At 35.6% G+C, this 22335-nt stretch carries 35 protein-coding genes and 1 tRNA gene; 30 read left to right on the top strand and 6 right to left on the bottom strand.

The window, feature by feature from the left end; all coding sequences use genetic code 11:
* The first annotated feature begins 8 nt into the window (after positions 1 to 8).
* The 4 genes from DYE54_RS04275 to lpxA all read left to right on the top strand — a co-directional run bounded on the left by DYE54_RS04275 (position 9) and on the right by lpxA (position 3322).
* Positions 9 to 914 carry a lysophospholipid acyltransferase family protein gene (locus DYE54_RS04275; RefSeq protein WP_115310080.1) on the top strand — a complete coding sequence of 302 codons (906 nt, stop codon included), beginning with the start codon at positions 9 to 11 and terminating at the stop codon, positions 912 to 914.
* 134 nt (positions 915 to 1048) lie between these two features.
* Entirely contained in the window at positions 1049 to 1885 is an 837-nt protein-coding gene (gene lpxC / locus DYE54_RS04270) for a UDP-3-O-acyl-N-acetylglucosamine deacetylase (protein WP_115310079.1), read from the top strand.
* 1 nt (position 1886) lies between these two features.
* Complete coding sequence (gene fabZ, locus DYE54_RS04265; RefSeq protein WP_115310078.1) at positions 1887 to 2312, top strand: 3-hydroxyacyl-ACP dehydratase FabZ; 426 nt, start codon at positions 1887 to 1889, stop codon at positions 2310 to 2312.
* Positions 2313 to 2509: 197 nt separating this feature from the next.
* Positions 2510 to 3322: an acyl-ACP--UDP-N-acetylglucosamine O-acyltransferase gene (lpxA, locus tag DYE54_RS04260; RefSeq protein ID WP_115310077.1), complete on the top strand. Its 813-nt coding sequence runs from the start codon at positions 2510 to 2512 to the stop codon at positions 3320 to 3322.
* A 171-nt stretch (positions 3323 to 3493) separates the two neighbouring features.
* On the opposite strand, the gene DYE54_RS04255 is transcribed toward lpxA, so the two are convergent.
* The 5 genes from DYE54_RS04255 to DYE54_RS04235 all read right to left on the bottom strand — a co-directional run bounded on the left by DYE54_RS04255 (position 3494) and on the right by DYE54_RS04235 (position 7241).
* Positions 3494 to 4576, bottom strand: coding sequence for a tyrosine-type recombinase/integrase (locus DYE54_RS04255; RefSeq protein WP_115310076.1), 1083 nt, complete (start codon positions 4574 to 4576; stop codon positions 3494 to 3496).
* Positions 4577 to 4710: 134 nt separating this feature from the next.
* Positions 4711 to 5697: a virulence RhuM family protein gene (locus DYE54_RS04250; protein ID WP_115310075.1), complete on the bottom strand. Its 987-nt coding sequence runs from the start codon at positions 5695 to 5697 to the stop codon at positions 4711 to 4713.
* 211 nt (positions 5698 to 5908) lie between these two features.
* Positions 5909 to 6538 (bottom strand): hypothetical protein, encoded by a 630-nt coding sequence (locus DYE54_RS04245; protein WP_115310074.1) that lies wholly within the window; start codon positions 6536 to 6538, stop codon positions 5909 to 5911.
* 26 nt (positions 6539 to 6564) lie between these two features.
* The gene (locus DYE54_RS04240) at positions 6565 to 6831 is read right to left on the bottom strand and encodes an ImmA/IrrE family metallo-endopeptidase (protein ID WP_115310073.1); all 267 of its coding nucleotides are present in this window, start codon (positions 6829 to 6831) and stop codon (positions 6565 to 6567) included.
* 11 nt (positions 6832 to 6842) lie between these two features.
* Entirely contained in the window at positions 6843 to 7241 is a 399-nt protein-coding gene (locus DYE54_RS04235; protein ID WP_115310072.1) for a helix-turn-helix domain-containing protein, read from the bottom strand.
* A gap of 145 nt (positions 7242 to 7386) precedes the next feature.
* On the opposite strand from DYE54_RS04235, the gene DYE54_RS04230 reads away from it, so the two are divergent.
* On the top strand, positions 7387 to 7584 hold the full coding sequence (locus tag DYE54_RS04230; RefSeq protein ID WP_115310071.1) for a helix-turn-helix domain-containing protein: 198 nt from the start codon (positions 7387 to 7389) through the stop codon (positions 7582 to 7584).
* Positions 7585 to 7651: 67 nt separating this feature from the next.
* Complete coding sequence (locus DYE54_RS04225; protein WP_115310070.1) at positions 7652 to 7831, top strand: hypothetical protein; 180 nt, start codon at positions 7652 to 7654, stop codon at positions 7829 to 7831.
* Here DYE54_RS04225 and DYE54_RS04220 read toward each other — a convergent pair.
* Positions 7806 to 8171: a DUF2513 domain-containing protein gene (locus DYE54_RS04220; RefSeq protein WP_172460555.1), complete on the bottom strand. Its 366-nt coding sequence runs from the start codon at positions 8169 to 8171 to the stop codon at positions 7806 to 7808. The two genes, DYE54_RS04225 and DYE54_RS04220, sit on opposite strands and share 26 nt — an antisense overlap.
* 524 nt (positions 8172 to 8695) lie before the next feature.
* On the opposite strand from DYE54_RS04220, the gene DYE54_RS04215 reads away from it, so the two are divergent.
* From DYE54_RS04215 to DYE54_RS04110, 24 genes are all read left to right on the top strand, one after another.
* A complete protein-coding gene (locus DYE54_RS04215; RefSeq protein ID WP_115310068.1) occupies positions 8696 to 8911 on the top strand; it encodes a hypothetical protein in 216 nt (71 codons plus the stop codon).
* A 107-nt stretch (positions 8912 to 9018) separates the two neighbouring features.
* Positions 9019 to 9321, top strand: a complete 303-nt coding sequence (locus tag DYE54_RS04210; protein ID WP_172460554.1) for a helix-turn-helix domain-containing protein — start codon at positions 9019 to 9021, stop codon at positions 9319 to 9321.
* 4 nt (positions 9322 to 9325) lie between these two features.
* Entirely contained in the window at positions 9326 to 9505 is a 180-nt protein-coding gene (locus DYE54_RS04205) for a hypothetical protein (RefSeq protein ID WP_115310066.1), read from the top strand.
* 83 nt (positions 9506 to 9588) lie between these two features.
* On the top strand, positions 9589 to 10530 hold the full coding sequence (locus DYE54_RS04200) for a YqaJ viral recombinase family nuclease (RefSeq protein WP_115310065.1): 942 nt from the start codon (positions 9589 to 9591) through the stop codon (positions 10528 to 10530).
* 3 nt (positions 10531 to 10533) lie between these two features.
* Positions 10534 to 11409 (top strand): recombinase RecT, encoded by an 876-nt coding sequence (locus DYE54_RS04195; protein WP_115310064.1) that lies wholly within the window; start codon positions 10534 to 10536, stop codon positions 11407 to 11409.
* Between the two features lie 70 nt (positions 11410 to 11479).
* Complete coding sequence (locus tag DYE54_RS04190) at positions 11480 to 12382, top strand: Lin1244/Lin1753 domain-containing protein (protein ID WP_115310063.1); 903 nt, start codon at positions 11480 to 11482, stop codon at positions 12380 to 12382.
* A complete protein-coding gene (locus DYE54_RS04185; protein ID WP_147285259.1) occupies positions 12270 to 12971 on the top strand; it encodes an ATP-binding protein in 702 nt (233 codons plus the stop codon). The genes DYE54_RS04190 and DYE54_RS04185 overlap by 113 nt, the downstream gene beginning before the upstream one ends.
* Positions 12968 to 13348, top strand: coding sequence for a single-stranded DNA-binding protein (locus tag DYE54_RS04180; RefSeq protein ID WP_115310061.1), 381 nt, complete (start codon positions 12968 to 12970; stop codon positions 13346 to 13348). Before DYE54_RS04185 ends, DYE54_RS04180 begins: the two co-directional genes overlap by 4 nt.
* 9 nt (positions 13349 to 13357) lie before the next feature.
* On the top strand, positions 13358 to 13540 hold the full coding sequence (locus DYE54_RS04175) for a hypothetical protein (RefSeq protein ID WP_115310060.1): 183 nt from the start codon (positions 13358 to 13360) through the stop codon (positions 13538 to 13540).
* Positions 13533 to 13901, top strand: coding sequence for a RusA family crossover junction endodeoxyribonuclease (locus tag DYE54_RS04170; RefSeq protein WP_115310059.1), 369 nt, complete (start codon positions 13533 to 13535; stop codon positions 13899 to 13901). The genes DYE54_RS04175 and DYE54_RS04170 overlap by 8 nt, the downstream gene beginning before the upstream one ends.
* Positions 13888 to 14058 carry a hypothetical protein gene (locus tag DYE54_RS10135; RefSeq protein ID WP_172460553.1) on the top strand — a complete coding sequence of 57 codons (171 nt, stop codon included), beginning with the start codon at positions 13888 to 13890 and terminating at the stop codon, positions 14056 to 14058. The genes DYE54_RS04170 and DYE54_RS10135 overlap by 14 nt, the downstream gene beginning before the upstream one ends.
* Before the next feature lie 10 nt (positions 14059 to 14068).
* The gene (locus DYE54_RS04165) at positions 14069 to 14488 is read left to right on the top strand and encodes a dCTP deaminase/dUTPase family protein (RefSeq protein WP_218564754.1); all 420 of its coding nucleotides are present in this window, start codon (positions 14069 to 14071) and stop codon (positions 14486 to 14488) included.
* A 17-nt stretch (positions 14489 to 14505) separates the two neighbouring features.
* Positions 14506 to 14796: a hypothetical protein gene (locus DYE54_RS04160; protein ID WP_115310057.1), complete on the top strand. Its 291-nt coding sequence runs from the start codon at positions 14506 to 14508 to the stop codon at positions 14794 to 14796.
* A 200-nt stretch (positions 14797 to 14996) separates the two neighbouring features.
* Entirely contained in the window at positions 14997 to 15449 is a 453-nt protein-coding gene (locus DYE54_RS04155) for a DUF3310 domain-containing protein (RefSeq protein ID WP_115310056.1), read from the top strand.
* A complete protein-coding gene (locus tag DYE54_RS10130; protein ID WP_172460552.1) occupies positions 15446 to 15622 on the top strand; it encodes a hypothetical protein in 177 nt (58 codons plus the stop codon). Before DYE54_RS04155 ends, DYE54_RS10130 begins: the two co-directional genes overlap by 4 nt.
* A gap of 11 nt (positions 15623 to 15633) precedes the next feature.
* Positions 15634 to 16071: a hypothetical protein gene (locus DYE54_RS04150; protein ID WP_147285258.1), complete on the top strand. Its 438-nt coding sequence runs from the start codon at positions 15634 to 15636 to the stop codon at positions 16069 to 16071.
* 191 nt (positions 16072 to 16262) lie between these two features.
* Entirely contained in the window at positions 16263 to 16514 is a 252-nt protein-coding gene (locus DYE54_RS04145; protein ID WP_115310054.1) for a hypothetical protein, read from the top strand.
* Positions 16483 to 17340 (top strand): LPO_1073/Vpar_1526 family protein, encoded by an 858-nt coding sequence (locus tag DYE54_RS04140; RefSeq protein WP_115310053.1) that lies wholly within the window; start codon positions 16483 to 16485, stop codon positions 17338 to 17340. Before DYE54_RS04145 ends, DYE54_RS04140 begins: the two co-directional genes overlap by 32 nt.
* Before the next feature lie 46 nt (positions 17341 to 17386).
* A tRNA-Ser gene (locus tag DYE54_RS04135) sits at positions 17387 to 17474 on the top strand.
* A gap of 31 nt (positions 17475 to 17505) precedes the next feature.
* Entirely contained in the window at positions 17506 to 17934 is a 429-nt protein-coding gene (locus DYE54_RS04130; RefSeq protein WP_115310052.1) for a terminase small subunit, read from the top strand.
* Positions 17927 to 19171, top strand: a complete 1245-nt coding sequence (locus DYE54_RS04125) for a PBSX family phage terminase large subunit (RefSeq protein ID WP_115310051.1) — start codon at positions 17927 to 17929, stop codon at positions 19169 to 19171. The genes DYE54_RS04130 and DYE54_RS04125 overlap by 8 nt, the downstream gene beginning before the upstream one ends.
* 11 nt (positions 19172 to 19182) lie before the next feature.
* Complete coding sequence (locus DYE54_RS04120) at positions 19183 to 20523, top strand: hypothetical protein (protein WP_115310050.1); 1341 nt, start codon at positions 19183 to 19185, stop codon at positions 20521 to 20523.
* 3 nt (positions 20524 to 20526) lie between these two features.
* Entirely contained in the window at positions 20527 to 21993 is a 1467-nt protein-coding gene (locus tag DYE54_RS04115; RefSeq protein WP_115310049.1) for a structural protein, read from the top strand.
* On the top strand, positions 21993 to 22277 hold the full coding sequence (locus tag DYE54_RS04110; protein WP_115310048.1) for a hypothetical protein: 285 nt from the start codon (positions 21993 to 21995) through the stop codon (positions 22275 to 22277). The genes DYE54_RS04115 and DYE54_RS04110 overlap by 1 nt, the downstream gene beginning before the upstream one ends.
* Positions 22278 to 22335: the final 58 nt, after the last annotated feature.

Genomic DNA, 22335 nt, shown 5'->3' with positions numbered 1-22335 from the left:
GAGCGTCTATGTATAGATTTATGAAACTGTTTAGCGCCTTAATATGCGCGCTACCTCATAGTTTACAATATGCCATTGGCCGAGTACTGGGGGAATTGTGCTGGTTGTTTTTACCACCTAAGCGCCGTAAGTTGGCTATTGGACAGATTTTATTTTGTCATATTACAGATGACCCGAAGGAAGCACGGCAAATTGCTAAAAAAAGTACAACCCGTTTTGGGCGGATGATTATTGATGTGTTGCGCTATCCTGAAATTAAAGATGGCAAATATAAAGAGATGTTTGAATGGGTAGACCGTGAGTATTTGGATGATGCTCAAGAAGGTGGGAAAGGTGCCGTTTTAATGGCGATTCATAGTAGTAACTGGGAGTTGTTAGGCGGTATCTTAGCGTCCGAAGGGTATCCACTCATTTCAGTTGCCATGAAGCAAAATGGCGATGCCGATAAATTTATTAATGAATATCGTGCGATTATGCACCAACATGTGACCTATAAAACAGGGGTTCGTGAAATGATTAAAGAACTTCATGGTGGTGCTATGATTGGTTTAATTATGGACCAAGATCCAGGAGATAAAGGTCAGTTAGTACCTTTCTTTGGCTATGAAACATTGACCCCCGTAGGGCCTGCTGTTATGGGACGTATGCGGGATGTGCCAATTGTTCCGGTGACCATTCGCTTTGATGAATACAAAGAAAAATACATTGTTAGCGCTTATAAGCCATTTTATGCAGAGCACACGGATGATAAGAAACGGGATACGGCAGTTACCTTAACTCAACTTAATGAATGGATTGAAGATTATATTCGTCGTTATCCAGAAGATTGGTTCTGGCTTCATAATCGTTGGAAATGGACGCGTCGTTATTATGGTGGCAAAATAGAAGTACCACCAGATCCTATGAAGGATTAAGTCTGTTTGCTTGCCTTGTCTTTACTCCATGGTATATAATGAATATTAGTGTCGTTTTAGAATGCAAACAATCAGGGTGAGTGTATTTCGTAGTATAAGTATTTGTATCGTCAATAGAGGAAAGGAGGAGTCTCATGGTATTAAAGCAAAAAACGCTTGTTAAAGACATTACGTATGAAGGGACAGGACTACATAGTGGCTTGCCTGTTACCATGACATTACGTCCTGCAACAGCTAATACAGGCATTATATTTGTACGTACTGACTTACCAGGACATCCTTCAGTAAAAGCAAGTCCTGCCAATGTAACCAATACTAATCGGGCGACCACGTTGGAAGCAGGGGAGGCTAAGGTATTTACTGTAGAACATTTATTAGCCGCCTTTTATGGCCTAGGGATTGATAATTGTTATGTAGAAGTTAATTCGCCAGAACCACCTGTAGGTGATGGCAGTGCGGCTGTATTTGTTGATTTAATGAAACAAGCAGGCATTCAGGAATTGGATGCTGACCGTACGGTATATGCAGTGAAGCAATCACATGCTATTTATGATGGAGATCGTTATATTTTGATTCTTCCTTATGATGGCTTGCGTGTAACTTTTACATCGGTTAATGATCATTCTTTATTAGGGACTCAACAGTTGGATATTCATTTAGATTCTGAAGATGTATTTGAACGTGAAATTTCACCAGCCCGTACCATTGGCTTTATGAAAGAATTAGAACAGTTACAAGCTATGGGACTTGCTAAAGGTGGCAATATTGATAATGTATTGGTGTATGACGATACCTCCTGCTTATCTGTACCACGGTATGACGATGAATTAGTGCGTCATAAAATACTTGATATTTTAGGGGACTTATTTCTCCTTGGTCCTATTAAAGGGCATATTATTGCGTTAAAATCGAGTCATGAATTAAATTCGCGCTTAGCCCGTGAAATTTTGCAAGAAATGAAGGAGGATTAACATGATTCTTAATATTGAAGACATTATGGAGATTTTACCACATCGGTATCCATTTTTATTAGTAGATCGTATTATTGAATTGGAACCAATGAAACGAGCTGTGGGCATTAAAAATGCGACTATGAATGAACTATTCTTCCAAGGTCACTTCCCAGGGAATCCTGTAATGCCAGGTGTTTTGCTGACTGAAGCAATGGCTCAAGTAGGGGGGATTGCGCTTTTATATCCAGAAGAAAATCGTGGTCTTACACCTATGTTTACAGGTATTGATAAAGTTCGTTTCCGTCATCCTGTAAAACCAGGCGATCAAGTGCGTATGGAAGTGGAAGTAGTAAAAATTAAGGGCAAAATGGGCAAAGTAGAAGGTAAAGCCTATGTAGGTGACAAATTAGCCGTTACTGGCGAATACATGTTTGCGCTTGTTTGATAGAAAAGTGTTAAAATATTAAGAGAAAGTGTGTTAAACGTATATTTTCTCCATGTTATTAGATAAAATTCTCTGTTTAAAGATTAAAAAACTGTAAAATAATAGTTCAGTATTTTTGTTTTGCTACGATTATAATATTAATAAAGAAAGTATGGGAAACAAAAGTCGCAATCTCAACAGAGCAAGGAGTGACATAGATGATAGTAGTAGGCATGGAAAATGCTACCTCCAATATACATAGCACAGCTGTTGTACATCCAGATGCCAAAATTGGTGAAGGTGTTGTTATTGGTCCAGGCGCTGTAATTGGGGAAAACGTAACCATTGGTGACGGTACTCAAATTGGCGCTAATGTAGTAGTTGGTGGTTGGACTACCATTGGACAGCGTTGTGAAATTTACCCTGGTGCAGCCGTAGGCTTAGAACCACAGGACTTAAAGTTCAAAGGGGAAAAAAGTTTTTGTAATATTGGTGATGAAACAGTAATTCGTGAGTGTGTTACCATTAGTCGTGCCACTGGCGAAGGGGAAGAAACTCGAGTTGGCAATAATTGCCTATTCCAAGCATGTACGCATATTGCTCATAATTGTATTGTAGGCAATAATGTAATCATGAGTAATTGCGCTGGTCTTGCTGGTCATGTGGTTGTGGAAGATCGTGTAGTTATTGGTGGTATTGCGGGTGTACACCAATTTGTTAAAATCGGGCGCAATGCAATGGTAGGCGGTATGGCTAAGGTGGTACAAGATATTCCACCATATGTTATTGCTGATGGTCAACCAGCTCGTGTTATTGGTCTAAATTCAGTAGGTTTATCTCGTGCAGGCATTTCAGAAGATGTGCGCCATGATTTAAAACAAGCATTTCGTATTATTTACCGGTCTGGCTATAGCTTATCACGGGCTATTGAAGAAATGGAATTACAATTGAATTCCTCAGTAGAAATTGAAAACTTATTGCGCTTCTTACGCAATGCAGACCGTGGCATTATGCGAACTCGCCGTGATTAACATGTAAGAGTCTTGCCTTAACGGGTCAAAATGTGTTTGACCCTGAAAGGGAAGGCTCTTTTTATTCAAAAAAAGGGCGAAATTTGATATAATATAGTGTAGTGTAATAAAACTTATAAAAGGCTTAGATACAGGCGTTTTGCAAGTAATCGGCAAATAATCGTCAAAAAACTACTTAAAAATATTAGCAACATCTATAGCTGCCTTTTTTCTCATCTCTTCGGTGTAGTGTATATAGTTGTTAATTACAGTCTGTACAGTATCGCCTAACAGGGCTGCAACCGTTTTTATATCAACACCATTCGCTAAGAGTGTTGTTGCGTATGTATGCCGTAAATCGTGAAAATTTTTATCTTTGATGATAGTATGGATATAGGCATTTACAAAGTTTGTACTGGAATTTCTGAGAAATAATAGTTGTTTATCATTCTGTGGGGCTATTTTTTTGTACTCTAAGAGCGTTTCAATTAACTTCGGAGGCATCGGTATGGTTCGAATGCTTCCCGCTGTTTTAGGGGCTGTTAAGCTATATTTTTTGGTACTTGTTCGAGCAACTTGCCTAGACACAGAAAGAGTTTTTTCATTAAAATCAATATCGAACCAAGATAACCCTACTATTTCGCCATATCGTAGGCCACAGTAATAAGCTAAGCAACATTGGTAATAGTATTCCTTTTTCTTTTTATTTTTTAGCCCAGTAAATAATGATTCTATCTCATTTGCCGTGTAAACCTTAGATGATATGTGCTGAGTGATATTTTTTTTCTCTTTATGCTCTTTAACTTCACTAAGTGGACTGTGGGCTATGATTTTATATGGGGATATGGCGTGCTTGAAAATTATTTTTAATAAGCGAATATATAAATTTTTAGTAGATGTTGATAGTTTAGATTCTCTAAATTTCTTGTTTATATCTAATAGGGTTATTTCTTCAATAGACTTAAATCTTACATTACCTAAAGCTTTTACTGCATATTTTGTTGCTTGTAGTGTATTATAGGTTAATCTATCTTTATTATCGGCTTTATATATCTCTGTAAATTCTTCTAAAGTAATCCCTTTGTAGTCAGTATTAAGGTCTGGCTCTTTTTTTATTTGCTCAATTAAATCATTGCCGTAGTTTTTAGCTTTCCATTTTTCGTCAAACCCTTGTTTAGATTTTTGTCTCCATTTGCCTGATGACGTTTTATAACTAACAATAACTTGCCAACCGTTGTCCTTTTTGCGTAAGGTTGTATTATATTTTGTCGACATAAAAAAATCACGCTCCTGTCTAAAAATAGGTATGGTTAATAGACTTAGAGCGTGTTATAATTTAATTACTGTAGATATAGCGCTCTAAGTGCTGTATTGGTGTCCCTCATCTGTTGGCGCAGGTGGGGGATTTTTTATTGATGTTTAGATATTAATTCTTCAAGTTCTTTTAAGTCTTCTAAATCAGCTAGTTTAGCATCTTCTTTTTTTCTTCGTGTATCAAAGTCGGTATAGGTATTATTTACTAATTTGACCATAGAGGCATGTGATACTTGACCAGGTGTGTTTAATAAGGGAATATCATGATCTATTAGCAGTTTATTTACACTGTTTCGCCAATAAGTAAGAGTCAGGTCTTTTTTTAACTTTACCCTTAGTTCGGCACTTTCTAAAAAGATGGATACTAATCTATTTAAGGAATCAACCTCATTATGAGTTAAGTAATTTTTGGCGATAGTAATATCTTGTTTTCGTACAATTTTACCTTTCCAAGAGGTTAATGCCATATTGGGTTTGTTTGCATCGGCTCGTGATACGATAAGTTCAGCAGCTGTTTTTCCTGTTACACCATAAATAAGCTTATTTTGTGTTTCAGTGAAAAATTTTGTGGTTTCAATATCTGTTTTATCGTAGTCTGACGATAGGGCGAATAAATCTTTTAATTTTTGGTAAAAACGTTTTTCACTTGCCCTAATATCTCTGATTTGTTCTAATAACTCATCAAAGTAATCAGGGCGACCATCGGGATTTTTAAGGCGTTCGGAATCAATAACAAATCCTTTTTGCATGTATTCTTTTAATGTGGTATTAGCCCATTTTCTAAATTGAACACCTCTTTTAGAACGGACTCGAAAACCTACTGCTAGAACGGCATTAAGATTGTAGAGTGTTACTTGATAGGTTTTTCCGTCAGTTGCAGTTACCGAGGAATTCTCGGTAACTGCTTTTTTGTCTAGTTCATTATCTGAAAAAATATTCTTAAGGTGGAGCGAAATATTATCTGTAGAACATTCGAATAATTGTGACATACTTTTTTGTGTCATCCATACAGTTCCATCATTGGCATACAGCTTTACATTAGTTTCTCCGTCTTCTGTGTTATATATAATTATATTATCCATGAACTTGCCCTTCTAAACTCCCTATACCTTTGCGATATCGTAAAGGTCTTTTTCTAATTTCTAATAAATTTTATATCAATAGTTTGTTTCACTAATTCAGCTAAAATCTTTCAACAGTTCTTTTTCTTCTTTGTAATCCATAATAACCCCCCTTAAGGTAGTTGTGGTTTTCTTAGTTTGATAAGTTACGATAGTAGAGATTAGATTCTGCTTATGGTTTTGGCAGTTCAATTCCAATAATAATACTTATTAATTCATTTTTCTTAATATCATATTGTTTAATTACTTCAAATTTCTCAAATTTTTGTGTAACTTTCTTTAATTGTTCACTTGAGTATAGGGTGCTTATTGTTTTTACTAAGTCGTCACTTTTTTCTTGTGTTGATAATTCTTTGGCATCAGAAGGAATCATTGATGGTAATTTAGATTCTATATTTTTTTGAAGTGTAACATTTATAGCTCTATCGTTTAAGAAAATTACAAGAATATTATCTTTGTCATAGCTTTTCATTTCATGATTGTCACGATTTGGTGCACCATAATCGTCTTTGAACTCTGAAATAGTAGCGCCAATTCCTGCTGAGGAACTTATCTTTGATGATTCTTGAATAGATTGTGCTACTTGCGTTGTTTTAGTAGTTGAATTGGTATTCTTTGGGGGAGTACTAGTATTTGGAGTTGGCAATAATATTACGCAGATGATAACTAATATAAATGATGTTAAAATTATCCATTTTCTATTGTTGAATTTGAAAAATGGTGCTACTTTTTTCGGAATAAACATTCCGATAATACACCAAATAATTATAATAAGCACTAAAAAACTTAAAAACATACCCATAATAATCTCCTTATAAATAAAAATTTTTATACAACATGATAATAAAAGTTAATTCCTTCTAATTCTTCCTCGAGATAGTTAGACTCGTGAAGCATTTTTTCGAGTAATGATACATGCTCGAATTTAGAAAAATCATCATTCTTGATATGGAATACCTCGTGTAATATTGCTTTGTGCGCTTTCTCCTCACAAAGATTATTATTGACTAGGATAGTATAAGAACCATCACAGTTTTCTTTTGTTAATGCATTTACGCCTCTTTCTAGTGGGGCAATTAAAATATTAATATTCATATATAGTTAAATCACTCCGAAAAATCATTGTCACTGCGTTCTTGTGACTTTAAAAATTTTACAAAATCTATGGTTTTCTGCATATTCTCTTTAGATATATCTTTAGCAGCGGAAAATAGGATACGAATGTCAGGATTAGTCCTAGCTTCTTCTGCAAGGGCGGCTACCTCGGGATCTTCGTAATAGCCATTTGTTTCTTCTAGAAAATAACTTTTTCCAACATTAAAATAATCAGCCAATTTTTGAATTACTCCCATTCTAGGCATAGCTTTCATTAAGAGCCATTTGCCTACAGTAGATTCACTGACATTAAGAACTTTTGAAAGTTCAACTTGATTGATATTATGTTTTTCCATTATTTCCGTAAGTCTTTTACTAAATAAGGTTTTCACTTCTTGTTCTGTTGGCATTATTTTCACCACCTTTTCTTTTACTTATATTTTAGAATAAAATTCTAATAAAAGCAATATAAATATTTTAAATCTAGAAAAAAATTCTTGACACTAGAAGTAAATTCTAGTAAAATAACATTAAGAAATGAGGAGGTGATAGAACATGGACTTTCAGATTTCATTAAAAGCTGCGCGAGTTAATGCGAATCTAACATTGATTGAAGCTGCGAAATCATTAGGTATCGGAAAAGATACATTGATGAAATGGGAACGAAATCCTGGATATGTAAATCCTATTTATCAAAAGAAGATTTCAGAAGCATATAGAATTCCTATTGATTGTATTTTTTTTGGAATATAACTAGAAAATAATTCTAGATTAAAAGAGTAGGTAATTATATGCACCAAATAAAAAAGGGGGTGATGAGATGGATAATACAAGAAAAGTAATTATTGCTAAACGGTTGAGAAAACTTTTAAATCTTCAGGCAGATTTATTTGAATTTAATAAAAAAGAAGCTCCTTTTGATGAACAATATAAAGAGCTTCTAAGTGCTATTAATAAGTTGATTATAAAAGAGGCTAAAGCCCTAGGTACTGAAGAATGAATTTAGAACCAATTATTTTAATGGTTTCTAGTGTAACAGAATCTCCGACTTTATTTATTTTCTTCTTTACGTGAGACCATACATTATCGTCTTTTATACTACTTAAGTAATCACATCCATCGCTAGTAAGGTATTTTACTAAATATTGAGGGTATCTAGAACCATTACAGCAGGAAATATCATAATAGTCGATATAGCCGGCATCTGCAAGTAGATAGATATGATAATCGATAGTTTCGATATCATCACATAAATGAAGAAAACTGTTAGTATCTAAATCGGTATCACTACCCTCTATCGTGATTAATATGTTTCTAAGTAAGTCTAAATCACGTTTCATAATTACACCTCCTTTCTTGATTTGATTATAGCATTTAAGAAATGAGGAATGAAAGGAGATAAGTTCATGCCACCAAATAAAAAAATGAGAGGAGAATATGATGCCAAAAAATGGTGAAGTTAAGGGGGACATAAAATAAAAAACTCTCGCACTGATAATACGAGAGTTTTTTATCCAACTTTTTTACCTATAACTCATTGCATCGTTTAAACTTAGCAAGTTTGTGTCGAGCTTCGAAGTATAGCTTCTCGACAAAACTTTTGACCTCCGTCGACTAAATTTAAACGCATAGATGTTATCAGCAACTATTTCTTCATGAGTCGCATCACTTAGGGCTGTTTGGACAGCCAAAACTTACGAGACGCCTTTCCGCATTAGCCAATAAAAACATTGATAGTTAGTAAAACTATTAATTATTTAAATTGATAGGAACAAGGCGTATTCAAAAACTGGCCCAAAAACATGAAGCCACCTCCTTCATACGCCCAATCAAGGGCTCTTAAAACGAAGAGAGGGTGAGGAAAATGCCACCAAATAAAAAAGAGCCTCGAATTGCGAGGCCCTTAACAGTAGTTGATGTGTGGAGAATAGTAGGTCAATTAGAAGTAATAGCATTTATGTTTGGTCTTGTGTTTATAGAAACAGAAGGAAAGCGATTATTATTCTTAGCACTAGTTCATACTTACTTACAGCTTACTATATTTTATCAAATACGTAAAAAAGAAAATTATTTAGAATAATTTAGTCGCAATGTAGGCTACTAAAAATTGAATTCATATAATTACAATTTTTGAATTCAATTATAGCATGGAAAAAATGTGGAATGTATAGGAATAGAGGTGAAATTATGGAATGTAGAACTTATGGCGTACCAGAAGTAGCACAAATTTTAGGTATATCGCAAAAATCAGTGTACAAGATGGCTGACGAACAGATAATCCATCGTCTACCACATGTACCAAAAGTTAAATTTAACCAAAAAGAAATTGATGCTCTATGTGGGATTAAAGATGAGTTTAATGTTTGGAATTACCGAGCGATTAAAGCGGATAACGAAAAACTTAAAAAAGAAAATCAAAAATTAAAAGAACTCATCAAAAAAGCAACAGCGGAATTACTTTTGATGAGTAGTGGATTAGTAGAGGAGTGACACTATGCGAATCATTGATGATATTGTACGCCCTATCTTGTACAGCGTAACAGGCTTTGGCTTAGTAGCTACAGTCGGCACTGTTGACGTAGGTCAAGCAGACGGAGCAACAATTTGGGCGGTAGTAGCAACATCGGCGGCGTGTTACTTTGCGGCGGAGCTACTAGGTAAACGTCATGTATAAAATTAAAAGCCCCTTAACCGCTGGCACGGTAAAAGGGGCACAATAAAATTATCTATTTTTAGTATAACACATGAGGTGTAGAAATGATATATAAAAAAGTATTTGATGCTAAGACGGCTACACATGAAGATTGGTTAGCTTTTAGAAAAACTGGCATTGGTGGTAGTGATATGGCAGCTATTATGGGGCTTAGTAAATGGAAGTCGCCATTAGATGTATGGTTAGAGAAAACTAGTGATGAGGTTGATGTACAAGAATCTCGTTTCACATATTGGGGGACGAAGTTGGAAGCTTTAGTAGCTGAAGAGTTTTCTATTCAGACCGGATATAGTGTGCGGAATAATAACTATACCTTACAATCTATTGAATATCCGTTTCTTTTGGCCAATATTGACCGTGATATTGTTGGAATTGATGCAGGACTTGAGTGTAAAACTGCTAATGCATTTAAACGTGCTGAATGGGAAGGTGATCAAGTGCCTGATGAATATTATATCCAATGCCAGCACTATATGGCGGTTACAGGTTATTCATCTTGGTGGATTGCTTGTTTATGTGGTGGTAATGAGTTCTTTTATAAGGAAATACCTCGTAACGAAGAAGTCATTGTTGCTATTATTGAGGCCGGTCATGAGTTTTGGAAGATGGTAGAGCAAAAAGTTATGCCTGCTGTTGATGATTCTGAACGGTGTAATATGCTATTGAAAGAATTACATAATAAAAGCAATGGTAAATCAATAGAGTTGCCTGATACAGCTAAAATTTATATCGAACAATATAACAAAGCTAAAGCTGATGAAGTAACCGCTAAAGCACGTAAAACGGAAGCACAAAGTCATTTATTTGATTTATTAGGTGCTAATGAAAAAGGTATTATTGACCAATATACAGTCATATGGTCACCAGTAGCCGGACGTAAAAAGTTTGATACAAAGCGATTTGAAAATGACCATCCACAGCTAGCTGCTGCATATACTGTACAAGGAAAACCGAGTCGTCGTTTTGATATTAAAGGAGAGATGTAACTTATGGCAACAACAAATGGTATTGCATTAAAAAATAATCATCTTAAACCCGCTACTAAGGCTCCAACTACATTAAACGGGATGTTGGCATCGGATGATGTAAAAAAACGATTTAATGAATTATTAGGCAATAAAGCCCCTGGTTTTATTAGTAGCTTATTGTCGGTAGCTAATAATAACAAGCTACTTGCTAAGGCAGACCCTAAAACTGTAATTGCAGCAGGGGCTATGGCAGCTGCGTTAGATTTACCTGTTAACCAAAATTTAGGATATGCCTATATTGTTCCTTATGGCAACGAAGCTCAGTTTCAGATGGGGTATAAGGGATATATTCAGCTTGCTATGAGAACTGGGCAATACAAGACGATTAATGCTTGTGAAGTATATGAAGGTGAAATTAGAAACACTAATCGATTTACTGGTGAGTTTGAATTTGGAGAACGAACTGGTGATGAGATTGTGGGTTATATGGCGTATTTCAAACTTATTAACGGCTTTGAAAAGTATATCTATATGACTATGGCTGAAATGCAAGCCCATGCCCGTAAGTATAGCAAAACGTATAAAGGCGGTACTGATAAATGGGGCATTGCTGATTTTCACAGCATGGCTATTAAAACGGTGCTTAAGCGTTTAATTAGTAAATATGGGATTTTATCTATTGAAATGCGGGCGGGTCTTACTAAAGCCATTGAAACAGATGGCGGTATTATTAAGGATCATGATGGCACATTGGAAGCCGACTTTGAAACAATCGAAGTAGACGGCACATATATTAATGCAGAAACGGGGGAAGTTGTCGATGAAGTAGGCAATACTAATGAATTAACCGAAGAGGAAAAGGCAGCAATCTTAGCTGCTGAGCAACTCGAACAGTAGTGTAATTTTGTAATTTAGATGAACCAGCGAGTTGCTATAGGTGACTTGCTGGTATCCATAAGGAGTATCTATGAGTAGGCCGAGAAAGGCAGGAATTAGTTATTTTCCTTTGGATACGGATTTCTTTGAAAATAAAAAGGTAAGGCGACTTACTAGAGCATTTGGAGCAACAGCTACCTCCGTACTAGTCAACCTGCTATGTACTATCTACAAGGATAAAGGGTATTACATGCGGTGGGATGATGATACGCTGGCTTTCGTGGCGGATGAACTCTGTCTAAAAGTTGGCACTGTGCGAGAGATTGTCGTAAAGGCGATTCAAGTGGGGTTCTTCAATGCGAATATGGCGAATCTATTTGGTACTGATGAAGGTCAGGCTAAAGGAGATTACGACGGCATACTTACTTCAGTAGCTATTCAAGAACAATATTTTGATACGTGTAAACGGTCAAAAAGAAGTGAGGTATGTTACGACGCAAGATTTCTGCTCATTTCTATGAAACCGTATGAAAAAATAATTAACTCCGGAGAAAACTTAGTTAACTCTGGAGAAAACCTAATAAACTCCGGAGAAAGTACACAAAGGAAAGTAAAGGAAAGTAAAGTATATACTACTACATCTAAGGATGAACTAAGTTACTTATTTAATGCATATGTAGAAAATGGATTTGGTACAGTATCAGGATTGTCTAAAGAGATGATATTAGATGATGTAGATACATATTGCATTGAATGGTGTAAAGCTGCTATGGAAGTGGCTATTACTCGAAATAAGCGTTCGTGGTCATATGTAAGAGGCATATTGAAACGTTGGCAGAGTGAATATAATTTATCAGATAAGCCGTGGGAGGTGGAAGCCGTTGGAACACACAGGCAAAGTATTAGGATATTTAAAACAGCGACTCGAGCAGTATCGTCAAACAGCGATGGAACGGGATATGTTGATTGGGCCAATGACCCCGACCATTTTTAAACCTATTAATTGGGAATATTACGGCATCTATAAGCGGTATCAAAAAGTTACTTTAGAAGATATGACGGTATTAGATGTTAATAAAGAGGCGTTTGATGTTATTAAGGAATATGCAGAACATGTAGTACATAAATTAGATGTAGGCTTAGGCTTGATCATTAAGGGACCTGTAGGAACCGGTAAAACAACAGCTGCTGTAGCCATTATGAAAGAGGCAATTCAGAATAAACGAAGCCCATACTTTATTTCGATGATTTCGTTACTAGATAAGCTTATGAGTTTACGCGACCAAGAAGAACGGTATGAGTTTGAACAACGGATTAAGAACTGTTCATTGTTGGTTTTAGATGATTTGGGTGGCGAGTATATTGGTAAGGACAAGGATGAAAGTTTTATGTTAAAACGAATCATGTCAATTATTGCTGAACGAAATCAACGATCTAAGTCGACTATCATAACAACTAATTTAAAAATCAAAGAATTGAAGGAGCGTTATGATGAGCGTGTGATTGATAGATTAGGTAGTACTAATCAGATTATTACGCTATCAGGTCCTAGTTTACGTAGAGAAGAATGGAGGGAGCTATGAATTCAGTACAAATCTTAGGTAACTTAGCGCGTGACCCTGAAGTGCGTTTTACTAAAACTGGTAGAGCCGTAGCAACATTTACAGTGGCTGCGACAAACACGTATTTTGACTCTACAACCAATGAACAGAAGGAACAAACAGCCTTCATTAATTGTGTGGCGTGGGGTAAGTTAGGGGAAGCAGCTGGTAACCTTCGCAAAGGGAGCCGTTGTTTCGTTGAAGGTCGTTTAAATACCCGTTCTTATGAAAAGGACGGGCAAAAGCGCTATATTACAGAAGTCATTGCCGACTTTGTAGGTCAGTCATTGCAGGCTCAGACAAATGAGCCATCTAATTTTGATAGTTTTGGTAATGATGAGCAAAATCTGCCGTTTTAAGAGGTGCCTATGAGTAAATTTCCAGATTGGCTACGTCCTACTAAATGTTATCGCAAAAAGGACGATTACAAGTGCTATCAGACTAAAGATGGCAAACGCAAAGAGGTACCTAACACACGCATTAATTTTAGAGGCAGTGCAACGCCTGTAAGTTGGCGTGTAGAGCGGTGCGAGGAGTTTAAGCATGATTAAGATTAAGCTTGATTTAGAATACCCAAGCTTAAATGAGTACATACAGGCAGAGCGGAGCAATCGCTATAAGGGCGCTAAACTTAAAAAGGATTATACCGAGGCAACACAGCTAATGGTTGCACGGTATAGGGGGGCGGTTAAAAGTAAGGCTGATATCCATTTTGAGTGGCACACATCAAGACGTGTTGACCCAGATAATTTAGATTTTGCCCGTAAATTTATACTTGATGGATTGGTACGAGCAGGTGTACTGATTGATGATAATCAAGCGTATATAGGCAGACTATCGAGCGAGGTTGTTAAGGATAAGCAAGGATATGTAATAGTGATGATAAAGGAGCAAGGCTATGACGTTAAATGAGACTAAAGCTAAAGTTAGAGGGCATATGGATAAAGCCTATGCAGAGTTAAAGTTAGCTAGTGATTTAATTGACGAGTACCGAGATAATGGTGGTCAGTTAGATAGAGACCTAAAAGAGTTAGAGCGGGATGTTTTTATGGCAATGGTTGAGTTATAGGAGGTATATCGTGAAACGAGGATTTATAGTAACCAATGATAGCGTAAGTAAACCTAAACGTAGCACATCTCGGAGTGCAGGTTATGATTTTGTATCACCAGTCGAGGTGCTAATCAAGCCAGGGGATAAGGTTATGATTGATAGTTGCGTAAGAGTGTATTGCAACAAAAATGAGTATCTTGCTTGTCACATTAGGTCGAGCCTAGGCAGTCGAGGTATTACACTTACTAACTGCACAGGGATTATTGATAGTGATTACTTTGATACTGGTAATACTATCAAGATGATGTTGATTAACAACGGAGAGGAGCCTGTATTAATTGATAAGGGAGACCGTGTAATGCAGGGGATATTTTGCGAGTATCTACTCGCTGATGACGATGATGTCACGGTAGAGCGTACAGGTGGTCTAGGGAGTACGGGTAATTAGTAAAGGGAGCGATAGTGATGACAATTAATGCTAGCAATATGCAAGAGGTTACAGCTAGATATAAATACAAGGCAGCATGGATGGAGTATCGCAAGATTTTAAAGCGTATCAAAGATGAGGCTAATCTTGGTCATGATTTTGTTGACATGACTGTAAGACGTGATGTTGGTGATAGCTATATGCAACGGATACGCAATAAGCTAGACGATAAAGGCTTTGTTACAGCACTAAATAATTATAATCATTACTACTATTTTAGCGTTGCTTGGTGGCCTGAGAGTAATAAGGTAGTGGCAAGTAGATTTTAATGTTTTGCGATTTTGTTGACGTCAACAAAATGGTAGAAAGGTAATAATAATGGATAAAGAGCAACGTATTATAGAGCTTATACAACAAAGGGCAATATTATTGCCTAGATATTGAGTATGATAGAGATTATGACGATATTACTTTGGATGTATATAAAATGGTTTATCAGAGTACATTAATGTGAGCGGAGGTATGATTAATGTATGAGTATGATGTATTAGATATTATTGATATGATAATTGATTGTGATAAGTTGCCTAATAATGGCCAAACACTAAAGTTAAGACGGGCTATTAGGAGTTTGAGTGATGATATTACTTTGGGACTTAAAGACCATAAAGAGACTCTTAGTAAGGCTGTTAAAGATTATTACCAGTATTACTTAAACTGTAATAACCATGCTATAGCACAAAATAAGGCTAATGAGGATATGGTACATAATCCTAGTCATTACAAATTAAGAGGTTTAGACATTGAGAGCGTAGATGTGATTGAATCCGTATTAAGTGACGAGGAATATCGTGGTTGGTGCAAAGGCAACGCTTTAAAGTACTTATTTAGGGCAGGTAAAAAAGATGACGAGTTACAAGACCTTCGTAAATGTGATGTGTATGTAAACTGGGCGATTAAGGCTATGGAGGGGGTTAGATGACGAGAGCCTATAAGGATCCAACAGCCGACGAAGCTGTAGGGAAAATTTGTAAAGAAGAATCTAGGCTAGAACTAGTCATTAGCATAATTAAGCTAGTGTGTAAGCTTGGTGGGTTTAAGATAATACAACGGATTAGCTTAGAGGATAAAAAGAGTGGTAGGCGTTATGATTGATGGAGGTTTATTTGGATAAATTTATTGGATATGAAAACGATAGAGCTAAAGAACGTCTTATTCGAGTAAGAGGGTTAGGCTGTTTAGCTAAAGAATTACAACTTACTGTTGATGATTTTAATGATAATCCTCAAAGGTTAACTGCTATGTTAAGTGCAGAGCCTAGGGGAGGTTCTAAGGGGAAAGACATTGGTGATACGATTGTAAAATATCAGAAACTTACTGATAAACTTTTAATTAAATTAAAAGAAGTCTTACATGAATATAAAGATATACTTGCTGAAATTGATAGCATGGAGAATCCAGAGTTTTCGTATCTATTACATGCGTACTACATTAATTGCAAAACATGGAAACAAATTGCACAGGAATGTAATTATTCATGGAGACATATTATGCGAATTAAAGAATTGGCATTAGAACAATTTCAAAGAGAAAAGATGTCATAGAATGGCATTCTTTTTAATTGGTATAATTTAAAGTGTAGAAAGAAGCTGAAAGGCTGATAGTTTTACACTTGCACTTTCCTCCCCAAGGAAAAGGTTATAGGAACTCATTTGATAATGGGTTCCTATTTTATTTTGAATTTAATTAGGGTATAATTAAGATAATAATTTTTCATTCTGGGGAGGATGGAGCAATGGATTGGTTAAGTATTTTTGACTGGTTAAAAGATAATTGGTCGTGGATTTTTGGTGGAAGCGTGGTTGGTATTGTGTATAAGATCATAAAAGCCTTCTTTTTTAAACCGCAATCGAGCGAAATAAATAATGCTAAGGTTCATGCTACTCAAAATATAAAAGCCGGGAAAGGCTCCAAATTTCTCCAGATTAACGGTGATGTTAATATTGGAGGAAATAATGATAGGGGACAAAAACACACAAAAGATTGAGGCTGGAGACGGATTTAGCAATGTTCAAATTAATGGCTCGTGTACAGTTAATAATGGTATGACTTATTTGGATGTTAAACAAATAGCTGAAGATGTCTTTCGTTACAACTTTTTATTGATGAAAGATGAAGCGCGATTAGAGGCTGATAAGAGAGCTGATGAAATTACAGAATTGTTATTAAATAAGATAAAAGGAAGGTTTCCGCACCTCTATAATCTTTTTGTTGCACCTGATGTACAATATGGTTTATATCAAATGCAAAAATCATATGTTCTAAGAAATGATGAACAACTAAAGGCGATGTTAGCAGATGTAATGGTTCAAAGATTATTAGCTAATGATAGTGAACAGGGTAAAATAATTTTTAATGAAGCTTTGGATACCATGAGAATGTTAACAGAGAAACATTTGTCTATTTTATCTGTAATCTTTCTGGTTAGATATGTAAGATATCAAGATTATAATACTTTTTTGGTATTTTGTAATTTTATGGTAAATATTTTGGATAAATATGATGATTTTTCTGATGAGTTGATATTTGACCATTTATCGTACGCTAAATGCGTTATTGATACACTTGGTTTTAGCATTATAATAAAGGATTTTTTGGAAATAAACAGAAATTTATTTCCTGATAGGGAATTAGATGATTATGAATCTATTATGCAGTTAATAGAGGAAGTACCTACATTTAAGGCTTTAAGAAATTTTTGGGATCAGTCACCTTTAACCCATTATAAATTAACTAGTGTTGGTAAAGTGATTGCGATTACATATCTACGCAATATGGGGTTTGGTATAGAATATGCTATATGGATTAAATAAATAGCTAAGTTAAGCACTCACAATAGTGGGTGCTTTTTTGATACATGGAACGTTGGCAGAGAGGTTTATTGCGAGTGGTTGCTAACCATTATGCGTTAACGCGCACACAGGTTCGAATCCTGTACGTTCCGCCATAAAAATTATCGAGAGAAAGGAGGTGATGACGTGACACCGAAGCAGGATAAGTTTTGTGTAGAATATTTGATTGATTTAAATGGAACACAAGCAGCGATTAGGGCTGGGTACAGTCCTAAAACGGCGGATAGAATTGCTAATCAGAACTTGAGAAAACTTGAGATTCAAAATCGCATTAAGGAATTAAGGCAAAAAGAGTTTAAATCGTCCATTGCTACTGCCGAAGAAGTGGAAGCTATGTTGTCTGCAGCAATGCGTGGCGAACTTGAAGAGGAAGTTGTTGTAGTAGAAAGTAGTCTTGGAATTAGTACAGCTAAAAAAGTGCGAAAGCAGATATCAGCTAAAGATAGACTTAAGGCTGCAGAATTAATGGGTAAGCGTCATCAACTCTTTACAGATAAATTGCAAGTAGCTATGGAGGACATCCCTGTTATAGTGGATGATATAGACGATGAGTAGAGTTAATTTATCTTCTATAATTGCTACTAGTTTTTATAAAGCACACAATGATATTCGTAATCATAAATATACTCATTATTGGTTTAAAGGTGGACGTGGTAGCACTAAATCTTCATTCATAAGTATAGAAATTATAAAAGGTTTGATGAGCGAAGCTAATCGACATGCAGTTGCATTTAGACGAGTGAAAGACACTTTAACAGATAGTGTTTATGCACAATTAATATGGGCTATAGAAACATTAGGCGTAAGTGCTTATTGGGATATTAAACGTACGCCATTAAAGCTTACTTATAAGCCTAATGGCAATACAATTTTATTTCGTGGAGCAGATGATCCCTTAAAGTCTAAATCTATAAAAGTTGCGAAAGGCTATATAGCTTATATTTGGTTCGAAGAACTCGCAGAGTTTACTAATATGGATGATATAAATACAATTTTGCAGTCTGTTATGCGTGGCGGTGAAAAGTTCTGGTGTTTTTATTCATATAATCCTCCTGAGTCTATTCGCTCATGGGTTAATCAGGAATCGGTGGTTGAACGACCAGATAAAGCATTATATCATTCGACATATTTGGAAGTCCCTCAAGATTGGTTAGGTGAAGCATTTGTAATTGAAGCAGAAATTATGAAAGCTTTACGGCCATTAAAGTATGAGTGGCAATATTTGGGGAAGCCTACGGGAACTGGCGGTGAAATATTTACTAATGTAGAAGCACTACATATGGATGACAAAATGATAGAGCAATTTGACCATAGACGCTATGGTCTTGACTGGGGATGGTCTATTGACCCATTGGCATACGTTGAATTTAATTATGATGCTAAAAAGAAAGTTATTCATATTTATCATGAAAAAGTGGGATTGAAGATATCAAATGATGCAATAGCACGATATATTCTATCTCGCAATATTGATGGAGTAGTCAAGGCGGATAACGCAGAAGGTAAATCAATAACAGATTTAGCAAGTCAAGGCGTTAGAATACAAGGGTGTGTAAAAGGCAAAGGTTCAGTTGCTCGCACTATGCGCATGTTAGTAGATGATATAAATACAATATATATTGACCCTAATAGATGTCCAAATGCTTATAGAGAATTCACTGGCTATGAATTAGAGAAAGATAGGCATGGTAATTTTAAATCAGAGTTTCCGGACAAGGATAATCATACAATTGACGCTGTCCGTTATGCGCTAGGTGAAAGTGGTATTGTTGCTAAACGAGTTAATTATTAAAGGTGGTAAGAATGAATAAATATCAGTTATTGAAAGATGCTTATTATGGGTCTGGTGGTTTTGATGATGGGGGATATCTGCATAAGCATAAACGAGAAACTGGAGAGGCGTTTAATGCACGGAAGAAGCAAGCATTTTATCTCAACTATTTTGCTCCTATTATAAATGCTTTGGTAGATCCAATCTTTAAAAAAGCACCTTTGAGAGATTATGAAGGAATTCAAGCTGCGTTATTAGATGAGTTTTTGCGTGATGTTGATGGTAGCGGTACTAATATTGATGTGTTCATGAAAAAGGCTGCGATTCAAGCTAAAGTTTTTGGGGTATCGTTTATCGTTGTTGATAATTATTCAAATGCTAATGAAGTTGCCTTATCTGTAAAAGGTTTAAAAGATGAGCGAGTGCTGCCATATGCATATATTGTAAGCCCAGATATAGTTGAAGATTGTACTATTGATAAAAATGGCAAATTAATATCGTTTGCTTTCAAAGAACCTTCAATTATTAAAAAAGATAAAATACTTTTTAGGACTACAACATTTACTCTAGATGGTTGGGAAATAAATGATGAGGAAGCAGGCGTATCAAGTGGAACATACACAATTGGAAAAATACCTGTAATCCCTTTGTTTAGTAGATTATTAGAACAGAGGACGGCATTACCTACACCAGAGTTTACATCATTGGCAGGAATGGCACAGGAAATATATAATAGTTGCTCTGAATTAAAAGAGGTGTTAAGAAATCAAACATTTCCTGTTTTAACAATACCATCTCTTGATGTAAATGATATCGTGATTGGGACTAACAATGCATTAGGGTATGATGGTAATGGAATGCATGTTCCTTCTTTTATTGCTCCGCCTTCAGACCCGGCCAACATTCATATGACACATATTGCTAATATTATTCAGGACATGTATAGGACAGCTAATTTATCGTTTATTATTAGTACATCAACTAATACAAGTTCTGGCATTGCAAGGCAGTGGGAATTCGAACGAACAAATCAGCAGTTAGCTTCTTTTGCAACGCAGTGTGCTAAAGCGGAGCGAGATATAATAGATTTGTTTTGTCGGTGGCAAGGTATTGAACTAGAATACTCAGTTTCTTATGACAATGACTTTGGTATTGTTGATGTGACTGAAAAAATTGCACAATCACAGGCTATTTTAGATTTAAATATTACAGATGAGTTAAAAGTAGATGTGCTTAAACGTTTATTGGCAGCTGTATTCCCGGACATTACTACGGAACGATTTGATGAATTAGTTGAATCGGTAGAGAATAGCCAAAGTGATATCGCTTATAACGAACCACCTATAGTAATTAATAATTCGGGGAGCGATTGATAAATGGAATCGCTGAATGAAATTATAAATAAATTTGTCAAAGAGTATGGTAAAGCAGGTAAGGTTTTATCTGAGCGGATTATTGAACTATTTAATCAGGGGCTTACTATTGATATGGCTGTAACTCAAGCGATAAAAGATACAGATTTTTTTAACATAATTCAAGAGCAAATTGTAAATAGTATTAAAACGGGGATAGAGCTTGGGATAGGTGCTAGTATTACGTATTTGCCTAACGAAATAAAGGAACCTTGGGATGCATCTGCTATGCATTTGTCTACAAAGTTACATGGTGCTGATATAGAGATGCGAAAGCGAATTGTAGATGCTTTACAAAAAGCTTTTAAGGTTAATGAGTCTGTGTCTAAGATTAAAATGGCGTTGTATGATGGATATCATAGTGGCAACGCTGTTATTAGAAAGCAAAAATTACCTAATTATCTTTCAGAATTAATTAAATTATCCAGAAAACTTGATTTAGAAGATAAAGAAAAGATAGAGTTATTACGATTAGAACGAAATGCATTACGTAGGGTTAAAGATAACAAACCTGATACGCCGTTACGTGCTAGTTATAATCAACTTATAGAGGCTTTGGAAAAAGGGCAAAATAAGCATATACAAAATGCAACGTGGGTAGCAGTGCAAGAAAAGAGTCGTTATGTAGCAGAACGTATTGCGCGAACTGAGAGTGCTAGAGCGTATCATGATGGATTTATGGCTCAATATGCTGATGATGAAAGTGTAGTTGCTTTTAGGTGGCGTTTATCTAGTGGACATCCTATTCATGATATTTGTGATTTGTATGCAGGTGCTGATTTGTACGGACTGGGTAAAGGTATATTTCCTAAGGATAAAATACCCATGTTGCCAGCTCATCCACATTGTCTTTGTCATTTAGAACCAATGTATAAAGAAGAATTAGAGGGGAAAAAGGAAAAAGATAATGTAGAACAAGGTGGACGAGAATTCATAGCAACACTTACCCAAAAACAAAAGGAGCGTTTATTAGGCGTATATGGGTCTAGAGAAGTAAAATCGGGGGTATCGTGGACTGCTAGAGCTAGAAATTATAGCAATGTAAAGTTAGAGAGTAGATTGTCCAAGGGTAAATTAAAAGGATCAATACTTAAAGAAATTTATTCGGATATACAAAATAAATTAGACTGGAAGAAAGAATTTAAAGTAAAATGCATATCTACTGTAAAACATTTTAGTAAAAAGCATGATATAATATTATCAGACCATGCAGTGATTAGATTTATTAGTCAAAAAAGTGGTAAAGGGAAACGACATTTCTCTGAAAAAGAATTGGTATCTATTTGGAATAGACAACCTAATTATAAAGAGTCTAAAAATAGATTGGTTAAATATTATGAGGATATAGCGATTATTTATAACGCATCTGATAAAGTGGTCATTTCTATCGTTGTAAGAAAAGGTGTTAAGAAAACTTGGGAGGTGATTTAATGGAGACAGTTGGCTTAAGAGTGATGACTAAGCATTTATTAACCGGTGAATATGATCCATATGAATATTGTTTTGATGGTCCAGGGGTTTTAGCTTACGAAAGCGAAGAAGACCCTATTATGACGCCTTATCAATATAAGCAACTATGGGAATCTGATTTTGAAGATTTATGCTTTAATTTTGAAGATGATTGGGACGATGCTAAGACTGATTTAGAACGTGAAGTATTAAAAAAAGAGTTTATAGAAAAAATTAAATTAATATATGAAACCATTATGGTATAACCGCTTACGTATGTAGGCGGTTTTTTAGTACACAAAATAATAGTCTTTAGAGCTAGAC

This window comes from Veillonella criceti (assembly GCF_900460315.1).
In the GTDB taxonomy this organism is placed as follows: Bacteria; Bacillota; Negativicutes; order Veillonellales; family Veillonellaceae; genus Veillonella_A; species Veillonella_A criceti.
This window is presented reverse-complemented; position numbering and strand designations above follow the sequence as displayed.